Origin of the sequence: Kocuria marina (assembly GCA_014652975.1) — a bacterium.
Classification (GTDB): Bacteria; Actinomycetota; Actinomycetes; order Actinomycetales; family Micrococcaceae; genus Kocuria; species Kocuria marina.
This window is the reverse complement of record BMZV01000001.1, coordinates 52,734-71,921: the sequence shown is the minus strand read 5'-3', so window position 1 is coordinate 71,921 and position 19,188 is coordinate 52,734. Positions and strand designations below refer to the sequence as shown.

Genomic DNA, 19,188 nt, shown 5'->3' with positions numbered 1-19,188 from the left:
GCGGTTAACACGCGAGGGCGGCACCGCCGCGGTCGGTAGGGTTGACACTCCACGACCAAAGGAGCACCCCGGATGCACTCCGACCTCGGCCGCAGAATCTTCGTGACCCTGAGCGGGGTGTTCTGCATCGTCGGGACACTCGTGGGAGTCGGGGTGATCGGGACCTCGGTGGCGAACACCGCCGGCGGGGCCCTGGACTCGGACGCGACCCTGATCGCCCCGGCGGGCACCGCGTTCTCCATCTGGTCCGTGATCTACGTGGGCCTGTTCCTATACACCGTGCGGCAGTGGCTGCCCAGCGTGGCCGAGACCACCCGGGAGCGCCGGATCGGCTGGCTCGCCGGGGTGTCCATGGTGCTCAACGCCGCGTGGCTGCTCGTGATCCAGGGCGGTTGGCTGTGGCTCAGCGTGCTGGTGATCCTCGCGCTCGCCGTGGTCCTGGGTGTGCTGGTCAAGCGACTGCACGAGCACCCGCACACCACCCTGGTGGGACGCGTGATCGTGGACGGCACGTTCGGTCTGTATCTGGGCTGGGTCACCGCCGCGGCAACGACCAATGTGGCCGCCGCCGGTACCGCCGAGGGCTGGGGCTCCGGGGGCACCGCGGACGAGTGGATCGCCGTGGCGGTCCTCGTGGTCGCCGTGCTCCTCACCGCCGTCTACGCCCGGCTCCTGGGTCCGCGTTTCACCGTGGCCGCGGCCGTGGTGTGGGCACTCGTGTGGATCGGGGTGGCCCGCACCTCCGGTGAACCCGCGTCCCAGTTCGTGGGGACCGCGGCGTTCGGCCTCGCGGCCGTGATCCTGCTGATCTGGATCATCGCCTTGGCCCGGGATCGCAACCGGGGCACCCGGGCACTCGACACCCGCGCGGGACGCGAGCGCAGCGGCGTCGTCGCGAGCTGACCCGGCATCGCGGCGCACCGCGTAGCGTGGACGCCGTGAATCCCTCGACCTCCCCGACGGCCCGCGAGAGCGGTGGTTCGTCCGCGCAGGGCGTGCTGCTCGTGGTCGCCGCGGCGTTCGTCACGCAGACGGGCGCGGCGATCGCCGTGGGCCTGTTCGACCACGTGGGTGCCACGGGCGCCGTGTTCCTGCGACTGGTCATTGCCGCGGTGGTGTTGTGCGCCGTCGTACGACCTTCCCCGGCGGGGCTCACGCGGCACACGATCGGGGTCGTGCTCGCCTTCGGGGTGGCCCTCGGTGGGATGAACCTGCTGATCTACCAGGCCATTGCGCGATTGCCGCTCGGGGTCGCGGTGACCATCGAACTGCTCGGCCCGCTCGCGCTGTCCGTGGTGCTGTCCCGGAAGTGGAGCGGGGTGCTGTGGGCCGCGCTGGCGCTCGCGGGCGTCGTGCTGTTGAGCGGTGTGGGCCCGGGCTCCGGGGTCCCCGACCTCGCGGGTGTGTTCTTCGCCATGGCTGCGGCCGCGATGTGGGCCGTGTACATCCTGATGTCCCGGCAGGCGGGGCGCAGCTTCCCGGGGACCGAGGGGCTCGCGTGGGCCATGGTGGTGGGCGCGGTACTCGCGGCGCCCTTCGGGATCGCGAGCGGTGGAGCGGCGCTGCTCGAGCCGCGCGTGTTGCTCGTGGGGCTCGCGGTGGCGTTGCTGTCCTCGGCGCTGCCCTACGCCCTCGAACTCGCGTCACTGCGCAGGTTGGCCGCCGAGACGTTCTCGATCCTGGTGAGTCTGGCACCGGCCGTGGCCGCGCTCGTGGGGTGGGTGATCCTGGGGCAGGTGCTGGGCCCTGCGGAGATCATCGGGATGGGCCTTGTGATCCTCGCCGGTGCGGCGGCCGTGCGCACGGGGCGTCTGCCATCCACGGGGCCGACGCCGCCGGGGACATGACGCGCGCTGGTTCCGACCCGGCCCGCTCCCGCCGCTCCGGGCTGTGTCGTCGGAGGGGTGGGTTCCTGCAGCGCTGCCCGCTCCGCGTCATCGAAGGAGCATGTTCCCGCCGCGCTGTCGGCTTCGCTGGAGGCGTGGTCAAGCCGCGCCCCCCGACTCGACGGAGGGACGTTCTGCTCCGAGTGCGCCAGCTGTGTTCCGGCATCCATCCGGGCCGTCGGTGCTGCGGCCTAGCATGATCCACCATGGGATTCTCACGCGCCGAACTCGACTCCTACCGGGATCGCACTGTCCCGGATCTGCTGCCCCAGCCGTTGCGGCTGTTGTTCGTGGGTATCAACCCGGGGCTGTGGACCGCCGCGACCGGTGCGCACTTCGCCCGGCCGGGTAACCGGTTCTACCCGGCGCTGCACCGCGCGGGGATCACCCCGGCCCTGATCAACGCCGCCGACGGCTACGTCCCGGAGGAGCTGGCGCAACTGACCGACCGGGGGATCGGGATCAGCAACGTGTGTCCCCGGGCCACTGCGCGGGCGGATGAGCTCACCGCGGAGGAGTTCCACGAGGGGGCACAGCGGCTGGACCGACTGGTCCGCGCGGAGCATCCCGCCGTGGTCGCGGTGCTCGGCATCACCGCGTACCGCGCGGCCTTCGACCGCCCCAAGGCCGTCACGGGGCGGCAGGATTCACCGTGGCCGGGCATCGAACTGTTCGTGGCACCCAACCCCAGCGGTCTCAACGCCCACAGCTCCCTGGACGACCTCGCGCGGATCTACGGTGACATCGCCCGCGCCGCGGGCATCGCCGTCGACCCGGAGGACACCCCTCGAAGCGTTGAACCTCGGGATGTCAAACACCCTTGACATCGGGTGTCAAGCACACTTGACTGTAGCCATCGACATTTGGAACGGTATCCCCGCTCCGACCGGGTGAAGGGATCGCAGTCATGACCACTCGAGCAGAGCGCCGGATGGAGGCGCCCCCGTCCGCCTATGTCACCATGCTCATCACCGGTGCGCTCGCCGCGGCGGCGCTGGGTGGCGTGGCCGCATGGTTCTCCGATGAGAACCGGATCATGGCGTTCGTCATCTTCGCGGTGTGCACCGCCGGGCCCATGTTCGCCCTGTCCTGGTTCGTGTTCGTCTCCCGGTACACGGTGAAGTCCGATCCCCACGCGGAGGACAACGTGGAGGGCCAGTGGTACGAGAAGGCGGCCTCGGGCGCCTTCCACGACTTCCTGGTGGTGGCTGGGCTGGGCTGCGTCGTCCTGGCCCTCACGCAATTCGAGATCGCGGGATCGGCCCTCCTGGTGCTGTTGCTCGTGTTCGTCATGGCTGATGCCGCCATCCGCTACGCGGTACTCAACAGGCGAGGGGCCTAGTGGACAACCGGATCGCGGAGCGGAGGGGAGACCGGTCGTGGTCGCAGGCCCACCTCGCGCAATTGCTGGGCGTCTCCCGCCAGACCGTGATCTCGATCGAGCGCGGCCGGTTCGACCCCAGCCTCCCGTTGGCGTTCCGGCTCGCCGCCGTGTTCGAATGTCGGATCGAGGACCTGTTCACGCCCGACGCCGTCGAGTGACCCGTGTTCTCGAGCCACCCGGTTCAGACGGCACGACCCGTATCCGGCGGGAATACCCGCAGCCCCGCGCGGGAATCACTCGTGACGGGCTCGCCCCGCGCGAAGTCCGCCCACGCGCGACGCAAGCGAGCGCCGTCGGCGAGAACGTCCGCCCACGTGTGTCCCTCGACCATGGGGGTGCGCTCCCATGCCGGGCCAGGGAAGAGCAGGGGCAGCTCGGAGATGTGCGCCGCGGCGATCGGGCTGCGCCCCACACCCCACGAGAACTCGTAGCGTGCGCCCGTGCCACCCGAGCGGACATGGCGTTGCGCGAACCGGCGGGCACCCCGGCCGTAGAGCCGCTGGGTGAACGGGCTGATCAGGATCCGCTCCACGCCGCGGGATTTGCGGGGGTGGTTCATCCGCCGGAGTAGCGGGGGGATGCGCGCGGTGAACAGCGCGGCTTCGCGGGTCGTGTTGCCCACGAGGACCTCCACGTGTGGGGCGGCCTCGCGCCAGTGCCGGTCCAGTTCGGATTCCGGCGGCAGCGGGTCGTGGCCGTACTGCAGTCCGAACGGCATCTGGCCCTTGAGTCCGAACCGCGTGGCGGCCTTGGCCACGCGCTGCTGCATCGAGCGGATGTCGTCGAGCGACGCGTCCCGGGCCAGCGTGCTCGCGGTCGTGGCCATGAGCTCGCTCATCCTGGCGCGCCCGGCCAATAGGCCGAACGGCGCGCTCTGGATGACGGCACGGCGGAACAGGCCCCGAGCGCCGTCGGCGATCATGAGGTGCGCGACGGCGTCCCCGCCCGCGGACTGACCGAACGCCGTGACGTTGGCCGGGTCGCCGCCGAACGCGGCGATGTTCTCGCGCGTCCAGCGCAGGGCGGCGATCATGTCCAGTAACCCGAGGTTGGCGGGGATGTCCGCGCCGTCGCCCAGGAAACCGAGCAGCCCCAGTCGGTACGTCACGTTCACCACGACCACGCGCTGTTCGCTCACGAGCGCGCGCGGGTCGTAGAACGGCGCGTCTCCCGCCCCGGACGCGTACGACCCGCCGTGGATCCACACCATCACGGGCAGCCCGGCGTCCGGCGGCGTGTTCGCGGGCACTGTGACGGACACGCGCAAGCAGTCCTCGTCCTGGGGCAGCGCGCCGATGTTGCTGCCCACGACGTCGTCCAGGAACGGCATGGGCGGTTGCGGGCACGCGGGCGCCGGGTCCGTCGCGTGGATTTCGGCGGACGACGCCGCTACGGGCGTCGGTTGTTCGAAGCGCCCCGCGGTCGCGTACCGGATCCCGGTGGCACGATCCACGGGGCCGTCCCGCCATCCGATGATCCGCCCGCACGGTGCGTCCCACCGGGGTGCGGTGGGTGCTTCGCACGGGGGTGGGACGGCGTCGTCGGACGGGGGCGGGGCGGTGCGACCTGAAACGGCGTGACCCGGGGCGGCGTCGCCGTCGTCCTGTGGGGCGGACCCCGGATTTCCCCGAGCGGAGGGACGCTCAGTCATGCGCACCACGATCCAAGGACAGGCTCATCCCGATGGTCCGCGGCGCCGGGTCCGTGAACCCGTGCCGCTCGTACAGCGGACGTCCGGGCTCATCCGCCATGAGGGACACGTACACGCCCGGCGGTGCGTCGCGGCGGATGCGATCCAGCAGCGCGCGCAGGACCGCGGAGCCGATACCCCTGCCCTGGTGCGGCGGCAACACCGCCATGTCGATGACGTGGAAGTACCACCCGCCGTCCCCGATCACCCGGCCCATGCCCACGGTGTCGCCGGACTCGTCGTGGATCACGTGGACCGCCGCCCACGCGCCGCCGATCCCGGCCGCGGCCTGCTCCTCGGTCTTGGGGCTCATCCCCGCCTCACGGCGCAGCGTCAGGTAGTCCGGGATCGTGGGCGGGCCGTCCAGGACGGTGTAACCGGGCAGGGTGTCGTTCATGCTCCTATCCTGGCGCATCCGCGGAGCACGCAACACCACGCCAGCGGGGTGTTCGTGGGTGCCGCAGGGCGCACGCGGCGGTCACCGCTGCGGCGTGAGCGTGCGGGTGTAGACCGTGGTGCCGTTGGCGTTGATGAGGCGCACCGTGAACGCGCTGCCGTCCCCCGAGACGTTCACGTGTCCGAAGTACTGGTGCTCGCCCGAGCGCGGGGAGCCCATGGGCGGACCGGCCTGTTGGAAGTCCACGCGGGGGCCGAACGTGCGGTCCAGCTCGTTGGGGCCGAAGGAACCGGCGTTGATGGGCCCGGCCACGAACTCCCAGAACGGCGTGAAGTCCTTGAACGCGGCCCGCTCCGGGGAGTAGTGGTGGGCTGCGCAGTAGTGCACGTCCCCGGTGAGGAACACCACGTTCTTGATCCGGTGGTCCTTGATCGCCTTGAGCACGCGGGCCAGCTGCAGCTCACGGCCCAGTGGTGCACCGTGGTTCGCGTTGGAGATGGATTCCTGTCCCTTCCCGTCCGGGACCACCAGACCCAGGGGGAGGTCGTTGCCGATGACCTTCCACGTGGCCCGGGACCGGCACAGCTCGTGGATCAACCACCGGGTCTGTTCCTCGCCCAGGATCTCCGTCTCGTGCGACTCCAGCCCATTGGTGTTCTCGCTCTTGAACGTGCGCATGTCCAGGGCGAAGACGTCCAGATGAGGGCCCCGGGCGATCTTGCGGTGGATGCGCGCGGGCTCGAAACCGGTGCCGCGGCGCAGTGCGCGGGAGTCGGCGATGGGCATGTACTCCTGCCACGCCTGCCGACCGCGGGCGGCCAGGGTGTCCACGTCCCGGACCTGCGTGTACCGCGGGTCGTCCAGGACCTCACCGGGCCACCAGTTGTTAGTGGTCTCGTGGTCGTCCCACTGCGCGATCACGGGGACCTCCGCGTACATGGCCCGCAGGTTGGTGTCCATCATGTTGTAGCGGTGGCGGCCCCGGAACTCGGCAAGCGTCTCGGCGACCTTGGAGACCTCCTCCGTGACCTCATTGCGCCACAGCGGTTCACCCGGTACCTGGCGCGTGGGCTCCAGGGGGTTGTCCGCGTAAATCGTGTCCCCGGAGTGCAGGAAGAAATCGGGCCGCGTGGCATGCATTGCCGCATAACCGCGCATGCCTCCGATCTCCGGGTTGATGCCGTAGCCCTGACCGGCGGTGTCAGCGGTCCATACAAAGGACTGGGGAGCGCACTGACCGCGGCGGTTCGTACGCTCCGGGGCGGTCGTGAACGACCCCGTGAGTCGCTCACCCATGCGTCCGGAGTCGTCCTCGAAACGGTACGTCACGTCGAAGCGGGTTCCGGCGGGAAGCTTCCGGGCCAGGATCTTGGCCGTGTGGTCGGTCCCGGGGTGGGCCCACCCGCTCACGAGGTGCAGCTTGGTGGCGTGGCGCCCGCGCAGGACGGTGCCGTCCGCCGCGGTGGCCCGCAGTACGGCGTGCAAGCGCCCCGCGCCGGAGGATCGTGCCCACAGCACGGCGGAGTCGGAGGTGACGTCGCCACTGGCCACCCCGCTCGGGAGGGTGAGGCGCTCGACCACGAGCCCCGGCCCGCGAGAGGGCTTGTCATGGGCGAGCGCGGCGGAGGGGACGGCGGTCACGGCGGCGGCCAGGGCGGCCCCGCTCATGAGCTGACGACGGTTCAAGGGGCCGTTCTGAAGAGTCATGACCTCATGATCGGCGCCGTGGGTGACCCGTGGATTGCTCCCGGGTGAATCTTCGGATCCGCTCTGACGTGCACCGATACCCCCACGGGGTGCACCACGGGCAGCCGGGGTTCCCACCCGCGTAACCGATCGACGTGCCGGTTGCCGCCCGGTGCGCCGATCGGCCCCTATGCTGGTCCCCGTTCACGCAACGGGTCGACGGGAGAACACGCAGTGAGCATCGAGGCGGCATCCGTCTTCAGCGCCGTGGATCTGCTGGGCGTGCTGACCAACGGGATCCTGGGCGGCGTCGTGGCCCGCCAATTGCGCATGGACCTCGTGGGATTCACGGTGCTCGCCATCGTCTCCGGACTGGGCGGCGGCATGCTGCGGGACACGCTGCTGCAACAGGGCTTCCCGGTGGCGCTGACCAACCCCGCCTACCTCACCTCCGCGCTCGCCGGCGCGGTGATCGCCTACCTCATGGTCTTCGGTCACCGCTGGACGATGCGCGCCCTGTTCGTGGCCGACTGTCTCTCGGTGGGGTGCTGGGCCGCCACGGGCACCGTCAAGGCCCTGGGTGCCGGGCTCGCATGGCCACCGGCCATCCTGCTGGGGGTCGTCACCGCCGTGGGCGGGGGGATGATCCGGGACATCGCCGTGGGCCGGTTGCCCGCCATCTTCGGCGGGAACACCCTCTACGCCACGAGCGCCCTGCTCTCGAGTGGCCTCATGGCGCTGCTCGCGGGCCTGGGTCACGAGACCGCCGGTATGGCCGGGGCCATCGTCCTCAGCGCCGTGGTCAGCGTCGCAGCGCGCCGTTTCGGGTGGCGCCTGCCCGGCCCCGCGAACCTCGGCCCCGGGGCGCTGGCACGGTTGCGCCGCAGACCCGCCACGGGCAGACACGTGCGTCGCGAGCGGGGAGGGGTGCGGCGGCGTCGTCGGGTGTGACACCGGAGCGGACCGCGCCGACAGGTCCGGACCCGGGGGCTCACGCGAACGGCGGACAACGCCGCTGCGTCCCGGTACGCGGGGAACGGTCAGCCGGCGGGGGAGACGTCCTTCGCGGGCGCCTCGTTGGTCCATAACTTGGACGCGTTGCGACCCGCCAGCAGGGAGAAGATCACGATGAGCGCTGGGGGCGCCGACGGAAACGGACGCGGTGGACATGGTGCTCCCTAGAACGATGTGCCGGAGGTTCGGCGCCGGTGGGTCATTGGCGGCTCATCAAGTCGGGCGTCCACCGCGCGGAGCACGGATCGCGGGACCTGTGAGCCCCACACCGCCGGGTCGGTGACAGGTGCGGCCCTCCCCACGGCTGTATCCAATCCAGCGAGGGCCACGCGCACCCGCACCCCGCCCCACATCCCCCGCCTTACACCCCCGCGGCAATCCCACTCCACAACACACATGCCCCGGAACGACCGCGGGATCGGCCGGGAACGGCTTTTTCGGGGCACAGATGTTCGGTCGGAGCGGGGATCTACGCTGGAGTCATGTCCCTCCCCAAGATCGTGCTGTTCTACGTCTTCACACCCTTGCCGGATCCGGAGGCGGTGCGGTTGTGGCAGCTGAACCTGGCGCGGAGCAGCAATGTGACGGGGCGGATCATCGTCTCCGCACAGGGGATCAACGCCACGGTGGGCGGGGACATCCAGGACGTGAAACGGTACGTCCGCGGGCTGCGGGAGTACGTCCCGTTCAAGGATGCGGACGTCAAGTGGTCGGACGGCCGCGGGGACGACTTCCCCCGGTTGAGCGTCAAGGTGCGCCCCGAGCTCGTGTCCTTCCACGCCCCGGACGTCATCACGGTCACGGAGCACGGGGTCCAGGGCGGTGGCACCCACCTGACACCCCGCGAACTGCACCAGCTCGTGGACCGGGGCGGGGAAAACGTGGTGTTCTTCGATGGTCGCAACGAGCTGGAGGCGCGGATTGGGAGGTTCCGGGACGCCGTCGTCCCCGACACGGGCACCACGCGGGACTTCATCCGCGAACTCGACTCCGGGAAGTACGATCACCTCAAGGAGAAGCACGTGGTGACCTACTGCACCGGGGGAGTGCGCTGCGAGGTGTTGAGCGTGCTGCTGAAGAACCGGGGATTCCGGGACGTGTACCAGCTGGACGGCGGGATCGTGCGCTACGGCGAGCAGTACGGGGACCACGGACTGTGGGACGGCTCCCTCTACGTCTTCGACAAGCGTATGCACATGGAATTCTCCCCTGATGCGCGCTCGCTGGGCCGCTGCGAGGAATGCGGCACGGCGACACCCACGTTCGTGAACTGCGCGGAACCCACATGCCGGCAGCTGTTCCTGTGCTGCGAGGACTGCACGGCCTCCGGGGCCCGGGTGTACTGTCCGGACTGTGTCCCGGCGCACGCATGAATCACAGCGAGCAAGGAGCAAGGAGCAAGGAGCAACGAGCCACGCGCGGCGCACGAAACAGCACGCGGCAGCGCGAGACGCCGCGGGTCGTGAAGCAACTGACAGGCGGGCGGACCGGCCGGACCGCGCGAGCGGCGCCCATACCCCATCCGGTGAGCAGTCCCCGGGATCAGGAGGACCCATGGAGAATCCACAACTGACGGTCACGGATGCCGCGGTGGTCGCACTGCACACCGGCGCGGTGCGGCGGCAGCGCTGGGGCGGCAAGGTCTTCGAAACCGCCGCGGAGAAGGAGACCCGCGCGGACCGGGTGTTCCTGAGCGCCACGGGATTCATCGGCGACGAGCAGGGGGACATCCCGGTGCACGGCGGCCCCGAGAAGGCCGTGTGCTGCTATCCCCATGAGAACTACGACGCGTGGCGCCGCGAGGGCCGCGATCTGGGCCCCGGGGCGTTCTCCGAGAACCTCACGTTGCGCGGCGCCACGGAGGATCAGGTCCACCTGGGGGACGTGTACCGGGTGGGCACCGCGGTGGTCCAGGTGACCCAGCCCCGCACGCCGTGCGCCACGGTGTCCCGCAGGTGGCAGGACGCCCAGCTGCCCCGGGACATGGAGGACACCGGCCGCACGGGGTTCTACCTGCGGGTCCTGCGCGAAGGTCACGTGGCCGCGGGGGACACGTTCGAGTTCACGAGCCGGCCGTCGGGCGCGGTGTCCGTGAGCGATGTCGTGCGCATCATGAACGCCGGCATGGCGGACCCGGACGCCTACCGTGCGCTGACCCGCGCCCCGGAGTTCCCACAGCGCTGGCGCCGGCAGATCCTGCGCCGGCTCGGGGAGGACACCCTGCTCTGAGCCGCGGGCCCGACGTCGCGTGCTCGCCTCGGTCATTCCCTACCTGTTCCGCTCGGGGCGGGGATGACGGCGCTCGCGGCCCGGGCGGCGTCGCCCACTCCGCCGACGACAGTGTCGGCCGTGCGGACGACGGCGCTCCCGACCGGCGCGGCCCGGCTCGGGCGGCCCGCCGCTCCGCACCGCACGTCACCGCATTTCCGCACCCTTCCACACCCACTCGCACCCTTGAGACAGGCACCCGCATGGCTGAGAACCCCCAGACGCTCCTGCCCCACCCGCTCACCGGGCGGCTCTTCCCGTCCCCGGTGCCGCCCGGGACCGGGTGGCCGGAGGACCCCGCGCGAGCGGACACCCCCGTGGCCCACGACGCCGCCCGGGTGCGTGAGCTTGCGGCGGGGGCGAGCGACGTCGAGCAGCTCAACGCCCTGTGCAGCGTGTGTCGCACGTGCGAGCGGCTCGTCGAGTGGCGGGAGGACGTGGCCGAGCACAAGCGGGCGTCGTTCGCGGGGGAGCCGTACTGGGGGCGCCCGGTGCCGTCCTACGGGGACCCCATGGCGCGGCTCGTGATCGTGGGTCTCGCGCCCGCGGCGAACGGCGGCAATCGGACGGGTCGCATGTTCACGGGGGATCGTGCCGGGGACTGGATCTATGCGGCGCTGTACCGCGCGGGGTTCGCGGCGAACGAGACCGTGAGCACCGCGGGGGACGGGCAGACCCTGCGCGGCGTGCAGATGATCGCCCCGGTGCGCTGCGCGCCGCCCGCCAACAAGCCCGCACCCGACGAGAAGGCGGCGTGCAGTGGTTGGTTCGAGCGGGAGATCGCGCTGCTCCCGCATCTCGAGAGCATGCTCGCGCTCGGGGGCATCGCATGGCAGACGACCCTGGCCGCCGCGGCGCGCATGGGTTGGGACGTGCCCCGACCGCGCCCGAAGTTCGGCCACGGTGCCGTGGCACGGTTGCGCACGCCGGAAGACCGCACGGTGCGACTCGTGGGGTGCTACCACGTGAGCCAGCGCAACACGTTCACGGGCCTGCTCACGCGTGAGATGCTCGACGACGTCATGGCCCTCGCCGCGGCCCCCGCCTCAGGGGAGGAGGAGTCTGGCGAGGCCTGACCCCGGGAACTGCCCCCGCGGGGCCGATTCCGGGGTGCGACGACGCCGCGCGCGCACGGGCCGCTGGAAAATCACCCCTGCGGACACGGGATGCCCGGACGCCGGCGTGCGATTGACACCGAGCGGCGTCGTGCTCATCGCGGAAGAAGTTGCACCGGAAATAAAAGGGGTGGGGTCGCAGTTGCACCGGTCATGAAGGCTTTCGGATTCCTGAGTTTCGGTCATTACGGTTCCGGGCGTGGACGCGCGGACCCGGATGCTCGTCAGGCCCTCAAGGACGCGATCGAGATCGCCGAGGGCGCGGACGCGCTGGGCGTCAACGGCGCGTACTTCCGCGTGCATCACTTCGCACGCCAGTCCGCGTCCCCCATGCCCCTGTTGAGCGCCATTGCGGCCCGTACCCGCCACATCGAGGTGGGCACCGGCGTGATCGACATGCGCTATGAGAACCCGCTCTACCTCGCGGAGGAAGCGGCCCAGTTGGACCTCATCGCGGACGGCCGCGTGGCCCTCGGCGTGAGCCGCGGTTCACCTGAGCCCGCGCTGCGCGGGTGGGAGGCGTTCGGCTACCTGGGTTCCACGGATCCGCGCGGTGCGGACATCGCCCGGGAGCACTTCGACACGTTCCTGCGGGCCATCAAGGGTGAGCCCATGACCTACGCGGATCCCGCCCAGTACGGCGCGGGAGCACGGCTCGCCATCGAACCGCAATCACCGGGTCTCGCGGAACGCGTGTGGTGGGGTGCCGGTTCGGGCCGGACCGCCGAGTGGGCGGGCGAGCAGGGCGTGAACCTCATGAGTTCCACACTGCTCACGGAGGCCAACGAGGGTACGTTCGCCGCGCAACAGGCGGATCAGTTGCGCCGCTACCGCGAGGCCTTCGCGAAGGCGGGCCACACGCGTACGCCGCGCACGTCCGTGAGCCGCAGCGTGTTCCCGATCGTGGGCCCCGAGGACAAGATCTTCTCCTACATGGGCGCGCGCGAGTCCCGCGACCAGGTGGGCGTGATCGACGGGTTCACCTCCACGTTCGGGCGCACCTACGCCGATTCGCCGGACGTCCTCATCGAGCAGTTGCGCGCCGACGACGCCGTCATGTCCGCCGACACCCTCATGCTCACTATCCCGAGCCAGCTGGGCCCCGAGCTGAACCTGCGCATCCTCGAGAACTTCGCCAAGCACGTGGCACCCGCCCTCGGGTGGAAACCCAACACGGAGGGCCCTGTCCAGGGGTACTCGATCGCGGGTCGCTGACCGCCGGAGCCATGGCCGCACGGGGCGGGCCGCGGGATGCGCCCGACGACGATCGTCGGACCCGCGGCCCCCGTGCCGCCCGCTGACGTACCGCCCGGCTGTCATGCGGCCCGACCGGCGAAGGCCACGTGCACGCGCCGGGTAGGGCGACGTCGCACCCCGAGGGGTGGGGGCAGCGCGGGGGTAAACTCCCGCGCATGAGTGTTTGTCCCTGCGGTGGGCTGCCCGCCGGTGCCCCGTTCGAACAGTGCTGCGGCCCCGCGGTGCGTCACGAGCGGTGGCCCGTGACCGCGGAGGCCCTCATGCGTTCGCGCTACACCGCGTTCGCCACGGGCGACGACGACCACCTGTTCCGCACGTGGCACCCCGCGAACCGTCCCGCGGACACCGCGAGCGATCCCCGGGTCGAATGGACGGGGCTCACGATCGTGCGCACAGAGGCCGGCGGGGAGGACGACGCCGTCGGCACCGTCGAGTTCGAGACCAATTACCGCGGTCCCGACGGCCCGGGCGTCCTGCGTGAGAACTCACGGTTCGCCAAGCGTGCGGGCCGGTGGTTCTACACGGCCCCGGTCGAGGACGCGTGAGTGGCACAGCCACGGCAGGGATCACCGGACGGGCACTGGGTGCGCTGAAGAGCAATGTGCCGAGCCTGCCGCGGTCGTGCTTTGCGGTGGTCGTGGCCTCCGTCATCGTCTCCGTGGGGGCGTACCACCTGGGATTCCACGGACCCGCCACCGTGGTCATGGGGTTCGCACTCGCGGTCTAGGCGATGCTCGTGGTCCTCACCGCGTGGCGCGTGGTCGCCTATCCGCAGCGGGTTCTCGAGGACCTGCACGTCCCCGCCCGGGCCTTCGGGTTCTTCACCGGGGTGGCCGGGACCAACGTGGTCGCGGTGTGTCTCATCGCGCTGGGGGAGACCGTTCCCGTGACGTGCTCGCCCGGGGGAGGGGCTGACTGCTACGAGACATTGCGGGGAGGCGAACGGCGCCAATGCCAGCGTCCCCGCGGGGGCACGAGCGCCGTCGCCCCTGGTGACGTCTCCGCGGACAACTCCGAGGACGTCAGAGCGGGAAAACCCGCACCCCGAGAGCGTGGTCCACACCCGCGGCGCGCCCGGCGCCTTCGGTCATGCCCGTGATCATCTCGTGCGGATCCGGGTGCCCGTCCAGCGCGGCGAGGTACTGCTTGTGGCAGCGCAGCGACTCGACCGCCGCGGTGATGTCCTCCTCGGACAGTTCGATCGCATGATCGGGTTGCGCGCCCGTAACGAGCAACCGTTCGGCGCCCCACGCCTCGAGCCCCTCGTCCTCGAGCAGCTCCCGGAACACCCACGGATTATCGGCGTCCCGCAGAGCGTCGAGCGCGGCCATCCCGGCCACGCGGTGGTCGGCCTGGTTGAGACCCCACCCGGCCTCCACGGACCAGTCGATCGTGACCACGGTGTCCGGGCGGACCTCGCGGATCACCCGCGCGATCCTGCGCCGCAGGTCCAGTCCGTATTGGAGGGTCCCGTCCGGCAGGTCCAGGACCCGCAGATCGGTGACCCCCACGGCCCGGCACGCCGCTTCCTGTTCGCCCCGCCGCAACGGGCCGACGTCGCTCGGATCGCGGTCCCGGATCCCCGCCTCCCCGGCGGTCAACAATAGGTAGCTCACCGTCGCGCCGCGCCGGGTCCAGCGGGCGACGGCGGCCGAACCCCCGTACTCCATGTCGTCCGGGTGGGCCACCACGCACAGGACGGTGTGGACCCCTGAATCGTCGAACAGTTCGAGATCGGCCATGCTCCCAGCCTAGGGGCCCATGGGGTTCGGTGACAGGGCGGGACTAGTGTGGCCGTATGAACATCGAGATTCGCAGGGGTGACATCACGAAAATCCACGCGGACGCCATCGTCAACGCGGCCAACTCCAGGCTCCTGGGCGGAGGCGGTGTGGACGGGGCGATCCACCGCGCCGCCGGGAAACAGCTGCTCGCCGAGTGCAAGCAGTTGCGGGAGACGACCCTCCCGGACGGGCTGCCCGCGGGCGGGGCCGTGGCGACCAAGGGGTATGATCTGCCCGCCACGTGGGTCATCCACACGGTGGGCCCGGTGTTCGCGAAGAAGACCGATCGCAGTGACGTCCTGGCCTCGTGCTACCGCGAGTCGCTGCGCGTGGCGGACGAGATCGGCGCCGTGTTCGTGGCCTTCCCCGCGGTCTCCGCCGGGATCTACGGCTGGCCCATGGACGACGCCGCCCGGATCGCCGTGCGCACGGTCCTCGCCGCGGACACCTCCGTGGACACCGTCGTCTTCGTCCCCTTCTCCGACGCCGCCGAGCAAGCGTTCCGCGACGCCCTGGCCGAGAACTCCTGACCCGCCCCGCACACGGCGGTGCGGGTCAGGGCCGGGCTCAGATCAAGCCCAGTTGCTGCACGGCGTCGCGCTCGGACTCGAGTTCCGCCACGGACGCGTCGATGCGTGAACGCGAGAACTCGGAGATCTCCAGGCCCTGCACCACGGACCAGTCGCCCCCGGACGTGGTGACCGGGAACGAGCTGACCAGGCCGGCCGGGACACCGTAGGAACCGTCGGAGACCACGGCCATGGACGTCCAGTCCCCGTGGCGGTTACCGAGCATGAGGTCGCGGGCGTGATCGAGCGTCGCGCTCGCCGCGGATGCGGCGGAGGACGCACCGCGGGCCTGCAGCACCGCCGCACCCCGCTGGGACACCGTGGGGATGAACGTGTCCGTGACCCATTTGCGGGACACCAGGTCCAGGGCGGGCCGCCCGGCCACAATGGCGTGGTCCAGATCCGGGTACTGCGTGGCGGAGTGGTTGCCCCACACGCTGAGGTTCTTGACCTTCGCGACCGAGGTTTTGGTCTCAGCGGCGAGCATGGCCGCGGCCCGGTTGTGGTCCAACCGGGTCAGGGCGCTGAACCGGGACTCGGGGATGTCCGGGGCGTGGCGCTGGGCGATCAGCGCGTTGGTGTTGGCCGGGTTGCCGGTCACGACCACGCGCACGTCGTCGTGGGCCACGTCGTTGAGGGCTCGGCCCTGTTCCGTGAAGATCGCACCGTTGGCCTCAAGCAGGTCGCTGCGTTCCATCCCCTTGGCCCGCGGGCGGGCACCCACGAGCAAGGCGAGCTGAGCGCCGTCGAACACCGTGCGGGCGTCGGAGTCGATCTCCACGTCCGCGAGCAGCGGGAACGCGCAGTCCTGCAGTTCCATGACGGTTCCCTCGAGGGCGGGCAGGGCCTGCGGGATCTCCAGAAGCCTCAGCCGGACGGGGCGTTCGGGGCCGAGCAGGTCCCCGTGAGCGATCCGGAACAGCAGGCTATATCCGATCTGGCCGGCGGCGCCGGTCACGGCCACGGTGACGGGAGTGGTATTCACGGTGATTCCTCCTGGGCTGCGCGCTCCGGGGTGCCCGGCGGTCACGCGACTCTGATGCGGGGTACCCGTGTGACTCGTCTCACGGGGCGGGGTGGCACAGAGGCTATCAGCGAGCCCGGTTCAGCGCACGGCGGACATACGTGTCACGGGCCAGTGGCGCGCACCACAATGGAGACATGGCTACTACTGCATTCCAAGGAAACCCCGTCCACACCGTCGGCGAGTTGCCCGCCCAGGGAGAGTCCGCGCCGTCCTTCGACCTCGTGGGAGCGGATCTGAGCCCCGTGGCCTCGGACGAGTTCACGGGCAAGCGCATGGTGCTCAACATCTTCCCGTCCCTGGACACGGGCGTGTGTGCCAAGTCCGTGCGCGAGTTCAACCAGCGCGCCGCGTCCCTGCAGAACACCGCCGTGGTGTGTGTCTCCAAGGACCTGCCGTTCGCGCAGGGCCGGTTCTGCGCCGCGGAGGGCATCGACAACGTCACCACCGCGTCCGCGTTCCGTTCGTCGTTCGGCGAGGACTACGGTGTGACCCAGACGGACGGCCCGCTCGAGGGTCTGCTGGCCCGCGCCGTCGTGGTCGTGGACGAGAACGGCAAGGTCGTCCACACCCAGCTCGTCGAGGAGATCACCGAGGAGCCGGACTACGACGCCGCTGTCGCCGCCGTCTCCTGATCAGCTCACCGGAGGAGGGGCGGGGCCGTGCGGTCCCGCCCCTTTCGCGTGTCCGGATCTTTCGGGACGGATAACGAACGACGCCGCACCGCCCCCGTGCGGAGGCGACGCGGCGTCGTCGTCGGTTGCCGCGCGTGCGCGAACCTGGGTCCGTCACACGCGCGAGACACTCCGGAACGTCAGGCGCTGAGCCCGTCCACGATCTCGTTGAGCGTGGCGGAGGGGCGCATCACCGCGGAGACCTTCTCCGGGACGGGCCAGTAGTACCCGCCGAGATCCGCGGGGGAACCCTGCACGTCCAGCAGTTCGGCGTTGATGGTGTCCTCGTTCTCGCGCAGCTCGGAAGCGACCTTCTGGAACGCCTGCGCGAGCTCGGAGTCCTCGGTCTGCTGCGCGAGCTCCTCGGCCCAGAACTTGGCCAGGTAGTAGTGCGAACCGCGGTTGTCGAGCTCGTTGACCTTCCGGGACGGGGACTTGTTCTCGTTGAGGAAGGTCCCGGTCGCGCGGTCCAGGGTATCCGCGAGGACCTGCGCCTTGGCGTTGTCGTAGCGGCTGGCGAGGTGCTCGAAGGACGCGGCGAGCGCCAGGAACTCACCCAGGGAATCCCAGCGCAGGTGGTTCTCCTCCTGCAGCTGCTGCACGTGCTTGGGCGCGGAACCACCGGCGCCGGTCTCGAACAGGCCACCGCCGTTCATGAGCGGCACGATGGACAGCATCTTGGCGGACGTGCCCAGTTCCAGGATGGGGAACAGGTCCGTGAGGTAGTCGCGCAGCACGTTACCGGTCACCGAGATGGTGTCCTCGCCGCGGCGCAGCCGCTTCACCGTGAACTTGGTGGCCTCCGCGGGGGAGAGGATCCGCAGGTCCAGACCGTCGGTGTCCTCCTCCGCGAGGTACTGCTCCACCTTGGTGATCAGGTTGCGGTCGTGGGCGCGGGACTCGTCCAGCCAGAACACGGCGGGCATCCCGGAGTCGCGGGAACGCCGCACGGCCAGCTGCACCCAGTCCTTGATGGGGGCGTCCTTGGCCTGGCACGCACGCCAGATGTCACCGGGCTGGACCTCGTGGGACAGCAGCACCTCACCGGCACCGTTGACCACCTGGACGGTGCCAGCGTCCTGGATCTCGAAGGTCTTGTCGTGGGAGCCGTACTCCTCGGCCTTCTGTGCCATCAAACCCACATTGGGGACGGTACCCATGGTCGTGGGATCGTACGCGCCGTTCTCGCGGCAGTCGTCGATCACGACCTGGTAGACCCCCGCGTAGGAGGAGTCCGGCAACACGGCCAGGGTGTCCTTCTGCTCGCCCTCGCGACCCCACATCTTTCCGGACGTGCGGATCATGGCGGGCATAGAGGCGTCCACGATCACGTCCGAGAGCACGTGGAGATTGGTGATGCCCTTGTCCGAGTTCACGTAGGCCAGCTCGGGGCCCTCGTCGATCGCCTTGTCGAACGCGGCCTTGATCTCCTGGCCGTTGTCCAGGGCGTCCAGGCCCGAGAAGATTCCACCCAGGCCGTCGTTGGGGGACAGCCCCGCCTTGGCGAGGTCCTCTCCGTAGCGGTCGAAGACATCCCGGAAGAACGCGGTGACCACGTGGCCAAAGATGATGGGGTCGGAGACCTTCATCATGGTGGCCTTGAGGTGGGTGGAGAACAGGACGTCCTCGGACTTGGCGCGGGCCACCTGCTCCGCGAGGAACGCGTCCAGCGCGGCGGCGCTCATGAAGGTGCCGTCCACGACCTCACCGGCCAGTACGGGCAAGGACTCCTTGAGCACCGTGGTGCCCCGGTCGGTGACGAGCTGGATGGTCAGGGTGTCGTCCTCGGGGATGATCACGGACTTCTCGTTGCTGCGGAAGTCGTCGTGGCCGAGCGTGGCCACGTTGGTCTTGGAGTCCTTGCTCCACTCGCCCATGGAGTGCGGGTGCTGCCGGGCGTAGTTCTTCACGGCCTTGGGGGCGCGGCGGTCCGAGTTGCCCTCGCGCAGCACGGGGTTCACGGCGGAGCCCTTGACACGGTCGTAACGCGCGCGGATGTCCTTGGCCTCGTCCGAGGTGGCGACCTCGGGGTAGTCCGGCAGGTCGTAGCCGTCCGCCTGCAACTCCTTGATGGTGGCCTTCAGCTGCGGGATGGACGCGGAGATGTTCGGCAGCTTGACGATGTTCGCTTCAGGGGTCTCCACGAGTTCGCCCAGCTCGGCCAGGGTGTCCGGGACCCGCTGCTCGTCGGTGAGGCGGTCCGGGAACTGGGCCAGGATGCGCGCGGCCAGGGAAATGTCCCGGGTCTCCACCTCCACACCGGCGGTGGACGCGAACGCCTCCACGATCGGCTTGAACGAGTACGTAGCGAGCATGGGTGCTTCGTCGGTCTCGGTGTAGATGATCTTGGGCATGAGCGATGGCTCCTTGCATTGACGGTCACTGGGCTGCCTCCCAGGATACCCGCTGGCCCGCACCCGATTCCGTGTGCGGCGGGCCC

19 protein-coding genes and 1 pseudogene are annotated in these 19,188 nt (G+C 70.2%); 14 read left to right on the top strand and 6 right to left on the bottom strand.

From position 1 onward, the window contains the following. Nucleotides 1-72 precede the first annotated feature (72 nt). The 5 genes from IE157_RS00360 (at nt 73) to IE157_RS00340 (ending at nt 3,428) form a co-directional block, all read left to right on the top strand. Nucleotides 73-903 carry a tryptophan-rich sensory protein gene (locus tag IE157_RS00360; RefSeq protein WP_193518820.1) on the top strand — a complete coding sequence of 277 codons (831 nt, stop codon included), beginning with the start codon at nt 73-75 and terminating at the stop codon, nt 901-903. 35 nt (nt 904-938) lie between these two features. Next, the gene (locus IE157_RS00355) at nt 939-1,847 is read left to right on the top strand and encodes an EamA family transporter (protein WP_193518819.1); all 909 of its coding nucleotides are present in this window, start codon (nt 939-941) and stop codon (nt 1,845-1,847) included. A 245-nt stretch (nt 1,848-2,092) separates the two neighbouring features. Continuing rightward, complete coding sequence (locus IE157_RS00350; RefSeq protein ID WP_193518818.1) at nt 2,093-2,710, top strand: mismatch-specific DNA-glycosylase; 618 nt, start codon at nt 2,093-2,095, stop codon at nt 2,708-2,710. An 83-nt stretch (nt 2,711-2,793) separates the two neighbouring features. Next, the gene (locus IE157_RS00345) at nt 2,794-3,228 is read left to right on the top strand and encodes a hypothetical protein (protein WP_193518817.1); all 435 of its coding nucleotides are present in this window, start codon (nt 2,794-2,796) and stop codon (nt 3,226-3,228) included. After that, the gene (locus tag IE157_RS00340) at nt 3,228-3,428 is read left to right on the top strand and encodes a helix-turn-helix transcriptional regulator (protein ID WP_064846036.1); all 201 of its coding nucleotides are present in this window, start codon (nt 3,228-3,230) and stop codon (nt 3,426-3,428) included. Before IE157_RS00345 ends, IE157_RS00340 begins: the two co-directional genes overlap by 1 nt. Nucleotides 3,429-3,451: 23 nt before the next feature. Here IE157_RS00340 and IE157_RS00335 read toward each other — a convergent pair. From IE157_RS00335 to IE157_RS00325, 3 genes and pseudogenes are all read right to left on the bottom strand, one after another. Further along, a pseudogene (locus IE157_RS00335) lies at nt 3,452-4,759 on the bottom strand (carboxylesterase family protein); the annotation flags it as partial. A gap of 154 nt (nt 4,760-4,913) precedes the next feature. Then, nucleotides 4,914-5,357 carry a GNAT family N-acetyltransferase gene (locus IE157_RS00330; RefSeq protein WP_193518815.1) on the bottom strand — a complete coding sequence of 148 codons (444 nt, stop codon included), beginning with the start codon at nt 5,355-5,357 and terminating at the stop codon, nt 4,914-4,916. An 81-nt stretch (nt 5,358-5,438) separates the two neighbouring features. Then, nucleotides 5,439-7,064: an alkaline phosphatase D family protein gene (locus IE157_RS00325; protein ID WP_193518814.1), complete on the bottom strand. Its 1,626-nt coding sequence runs from the start codon at nt 7,062-7,064 to the stop codon at nt 5,439-5,441. A 213-nt stretch (nt 7,065-7,277) separates the two neighbouring features. Between IE157_RS00325 and IE157_RS00320 the strand changes: the two genes are divergently transcribed. The 7 genes from IE157_RS00320 to IE157_RS00290 all read left to right on the top strand — a co-directional run bounded on the left by IE157_RS00320 (nt 7,278) and on the right by IE157_RS00290 (nt 13,424). Further along, entirely contained in the window at nt 7,278-7,994 is a 717-nt protein-coding gene (locus IE157_RS00320) for a trimeric intracellular cation channel family protein (RefSeq protein ID WP_064846039.1), read from the top strand. A 545-nt stretch (nt 7,995-8,539) separates the two neighbouring features. Continuing rightward, on the top strand, nt 8,540-9,430 hold the full coding sequence (trhO, locus tag IE157_RS00315) for an oxygen-dependent tRNA uridine(34) hydroxylase TrhO (protein WP_098054169.1): 891 nt from the start codon (nt 8,540-8,542) through the stop codon (nt 9,428-9,430). Between the two features lie 181 nt (nt 9,431-9,611). Continuing rightward, nucleotides 9,612-10,286, top strand: a complete 675-nt coding sequence (locus IE157_RS00310; protein WP_193518813.1) for an MOSC domain-containing protein — start codon at nt 9,612-9,614, stop codon at nt 10,284-10,286. A 242-nt stretch (nt 10,287-10,528) separates the two neighbouring features. Next, the gene (locus tag IE157_RS00305) at nt 10,529-11,401 is read left to right on the top strand and encodes a uracil-DNA glycosylase (protein WP_193518812.1); all 873 of its coding nucleotides are present in this window, start codon (nt 10,529-10,531) and stop codon (nt 11,399-11,401) included. Between the two features lie 192 nt (nt 11,402-11,593). Continuing rightward, on the top strand, nt 11,594-12,655 hold the full coding sequence (locus tag IE157_RS00300) for an LLM class flavin-dependent oxidoreductase (RefSeq protein WP_193518811.1): 1,062 nt from the start codon (nt 11,594-11,596) through the stop codon (nt 12,653-12,655). A 197-nt stretch (nt 12,656-12,852) separates the two neighbouring features. Next, complete coding sequence (locus tag IE157_RS00295) at nt 12,853-13,242, top strand: YchJ family protein (RefSeq protein ID WP_193518810.1); 390 nt, start codon at nt 12,853-12,855, stop codon at nt 13,240-13,242. After that, nucleotides 13,239-13,424 (top strand): hypothetical protein, encoded by a 186-nt coding sequence (locus IE157_RS00290; protein WP_193518809.1) that lies wholly within the window; start codon nt 13,239-13,241, stop codon nt 13,422-13,424. The genes IE157_RS00295 and IE157_RS00290 overlap by 4 nt, the downstream gene beginning before the upstream one ends. Before the next feature lie 295 nt (nt 13,425-13,719). Here the strand turns inward: IE157_RS00290 and IE157_RS00285 are convergent, their stop codons facing one another. Further along, nucleotides 13,720-14,439 carry a PIG-L deacetylase family protein gene (locus IE157_RS00285; RefSeq protein WP_193518808.1) on the bottom strand — a complete coding sequence of 240 codons (720 nt, stop codon included), beginning with the start codon at nt 14,437-14,439 and terminating at the stop codon, nt 13,720-13,722. A gap of 56 nt (nt 14,440-14,495) precedes the next feature. On the opposite strand from IE157_RS00285, the gene IE157_RS00280 reads away from it, so the two are divergent. Next, on the top strand, nt 14,496-15,011 hold the full coding sequence (locus IE157_RS00280; protein ID WP_193518807.1) for an O-acetyl-ADP-ribose deacetylase: 516 nt from the start codon (nt 14,496-14,498) through the stop codon (nt 15,009-15,011). A 37-nt stretch (nt 15,012-15,048) separates the two neighbouring features. On the opposite strand, the gene IE157_RS00275 is transcribed toward IE157_RS00280, so the two are convergent. Next, nucleotides 15,049-16,035: a malate dehydrogenase gene (locus IE157_RS00275; protein ID WP_193518806.1), complete on the bottom strand. Its 987-nt coding sequence runs from the start codon at nt 16,033-16,035 to the stop codon at nt 15,049-15,051. Nucleotides 16,036-16,211: 176 nt separating this feature from the next. Here IE157_RS00275 and tpx point away from each other — a divergent pair, with 176 nt between their 5' ends. Further along, nucleotides 16,212-16,709 (top strand): thiol peroxidase, encoded by a 498-nt coding sequence (gene tpx / locus IE157_RS00270; protein WP_193518805.1) that lies wholly within the window; start codon nt 16,212-16,214, stop codon nt 16,707-16,709. A 179-nt stretch (nt 16,710-16,888) separates the two neighbouring features. Here the strand turns inward: tpx and IE157_RS00265 are convergent, their stop codons facing one another. Continuing rightward, the gene (locus tag IE157_RS00265) at nt 16,889-19,102 is read right to left on the bottom strand and encodes an NADP-dependent isocitrate dehydrogenase (RefSeq protein WP_193518804.1); all 2,214 of its coding nucleotides are present in this window, start codon (nt 19,100-19,102) and stop codon (nt 16,889-16,891) included. Between the last annotated feature and the right edge of the window lie 86 nt (nt 19,103-19,188).

Bases quoted from the DNA above. Each gene is read 5' to 3' on its own strand.
- IE157_RS00345 (WP_193518817.1), top strand. From the start codon at position 2,794: ATGACCACTCGAGCAGAGCGCCGGATGGAGGCGCCCCCGTCCGCCTAT.
- IE157_RS00310 (WP_193518813.1), top strand. From the start codon at position 9,612: ATGGAGAATCCACAACTGACGGTCACGGATGCCGCGGTGGTCGCACTG.
- IE157_RS00280 (WP_193518807.1), top strand. From the start codon at position 14,496: ATGAACATCGAGATTCGCAGGGGTGACATCACGAAAATCCACGCGGAC.
- trhO (WP_098054169.1), top strand. From the start codon at position 8,540: ATGTCCCTCCCCAAGATCGTGCTGTTCTACGTCTTCACACCCTTGCCG.
- tpx (WP_193518805.1), top strand. From the start codon at position 16,212: ATGGCTACTACTGCATTCCAAGGAAACCCCGTCCACACCGTCGGCGAG.
- IE157_RS00325 (WP_193518814.1), bottom strand. From the start codon at position 7,064: ATGACTCTTCAGAACGGCCCCTTGAACCGTCGTCAGCTCATGAGCGGG.
- IE157_RS00330 (WP_193518815.1), bottom strand. From the start codon at position 5,357: ATGAACGACACCCTGCCCGGTTACACCGTCCTGGACGGCCCGCCCACG.
- IE157_RS00285 (WP_193518808.1), bottom strand. From the start codon at position 14,439: ATGGCCGATCTCGAACTGTTCGACGATTCAGGGGTCCACACCGTCCTG.
- IE157_RS00295 (WP_193518810.1), top strand. From the start codon at position 12,853: ATGAGTGTTTGTCCCTGCGGTGGGCTGCCCGCCGGTGCCCCGTTCGAA.
- IE157_RS00360 (WP_193518820.1), top strand. From the start codon at position 73: ATGCACTCCGACCTCGGCCGCAGAATCTTCGTGACCCTGAGCGGGGTG.
- IE157_RS00265 (WP_193518804.1), bottom strand. From the start codon at position 19,102: ATGCCCAAGATCATCTACACCGAGACCGACGAAGCACCCATGCTCGCT.
- IE157_RS00350 (WP_193518818.1), top strand. From the start codon at position 2,093: ATGGGATTCTCACGCGCCGAACTCGACTCCTACCGGGATCGCACTGTC.
- IE157_RS00300 (WP_193518811.1), top strand. From the start codon at position 11,594: ATGAAGGCTTTCGGATTCCTGAGTTTCGGTCATTACGGTTCCGGGCGT.
- IE157_RS00305 (WP_193518812.1), top strand. From the start codon at position 10,529: ATGGCTGAGAACCCCCAGACGCTCCTGCCCCACCCGCTCACCGGGCGG.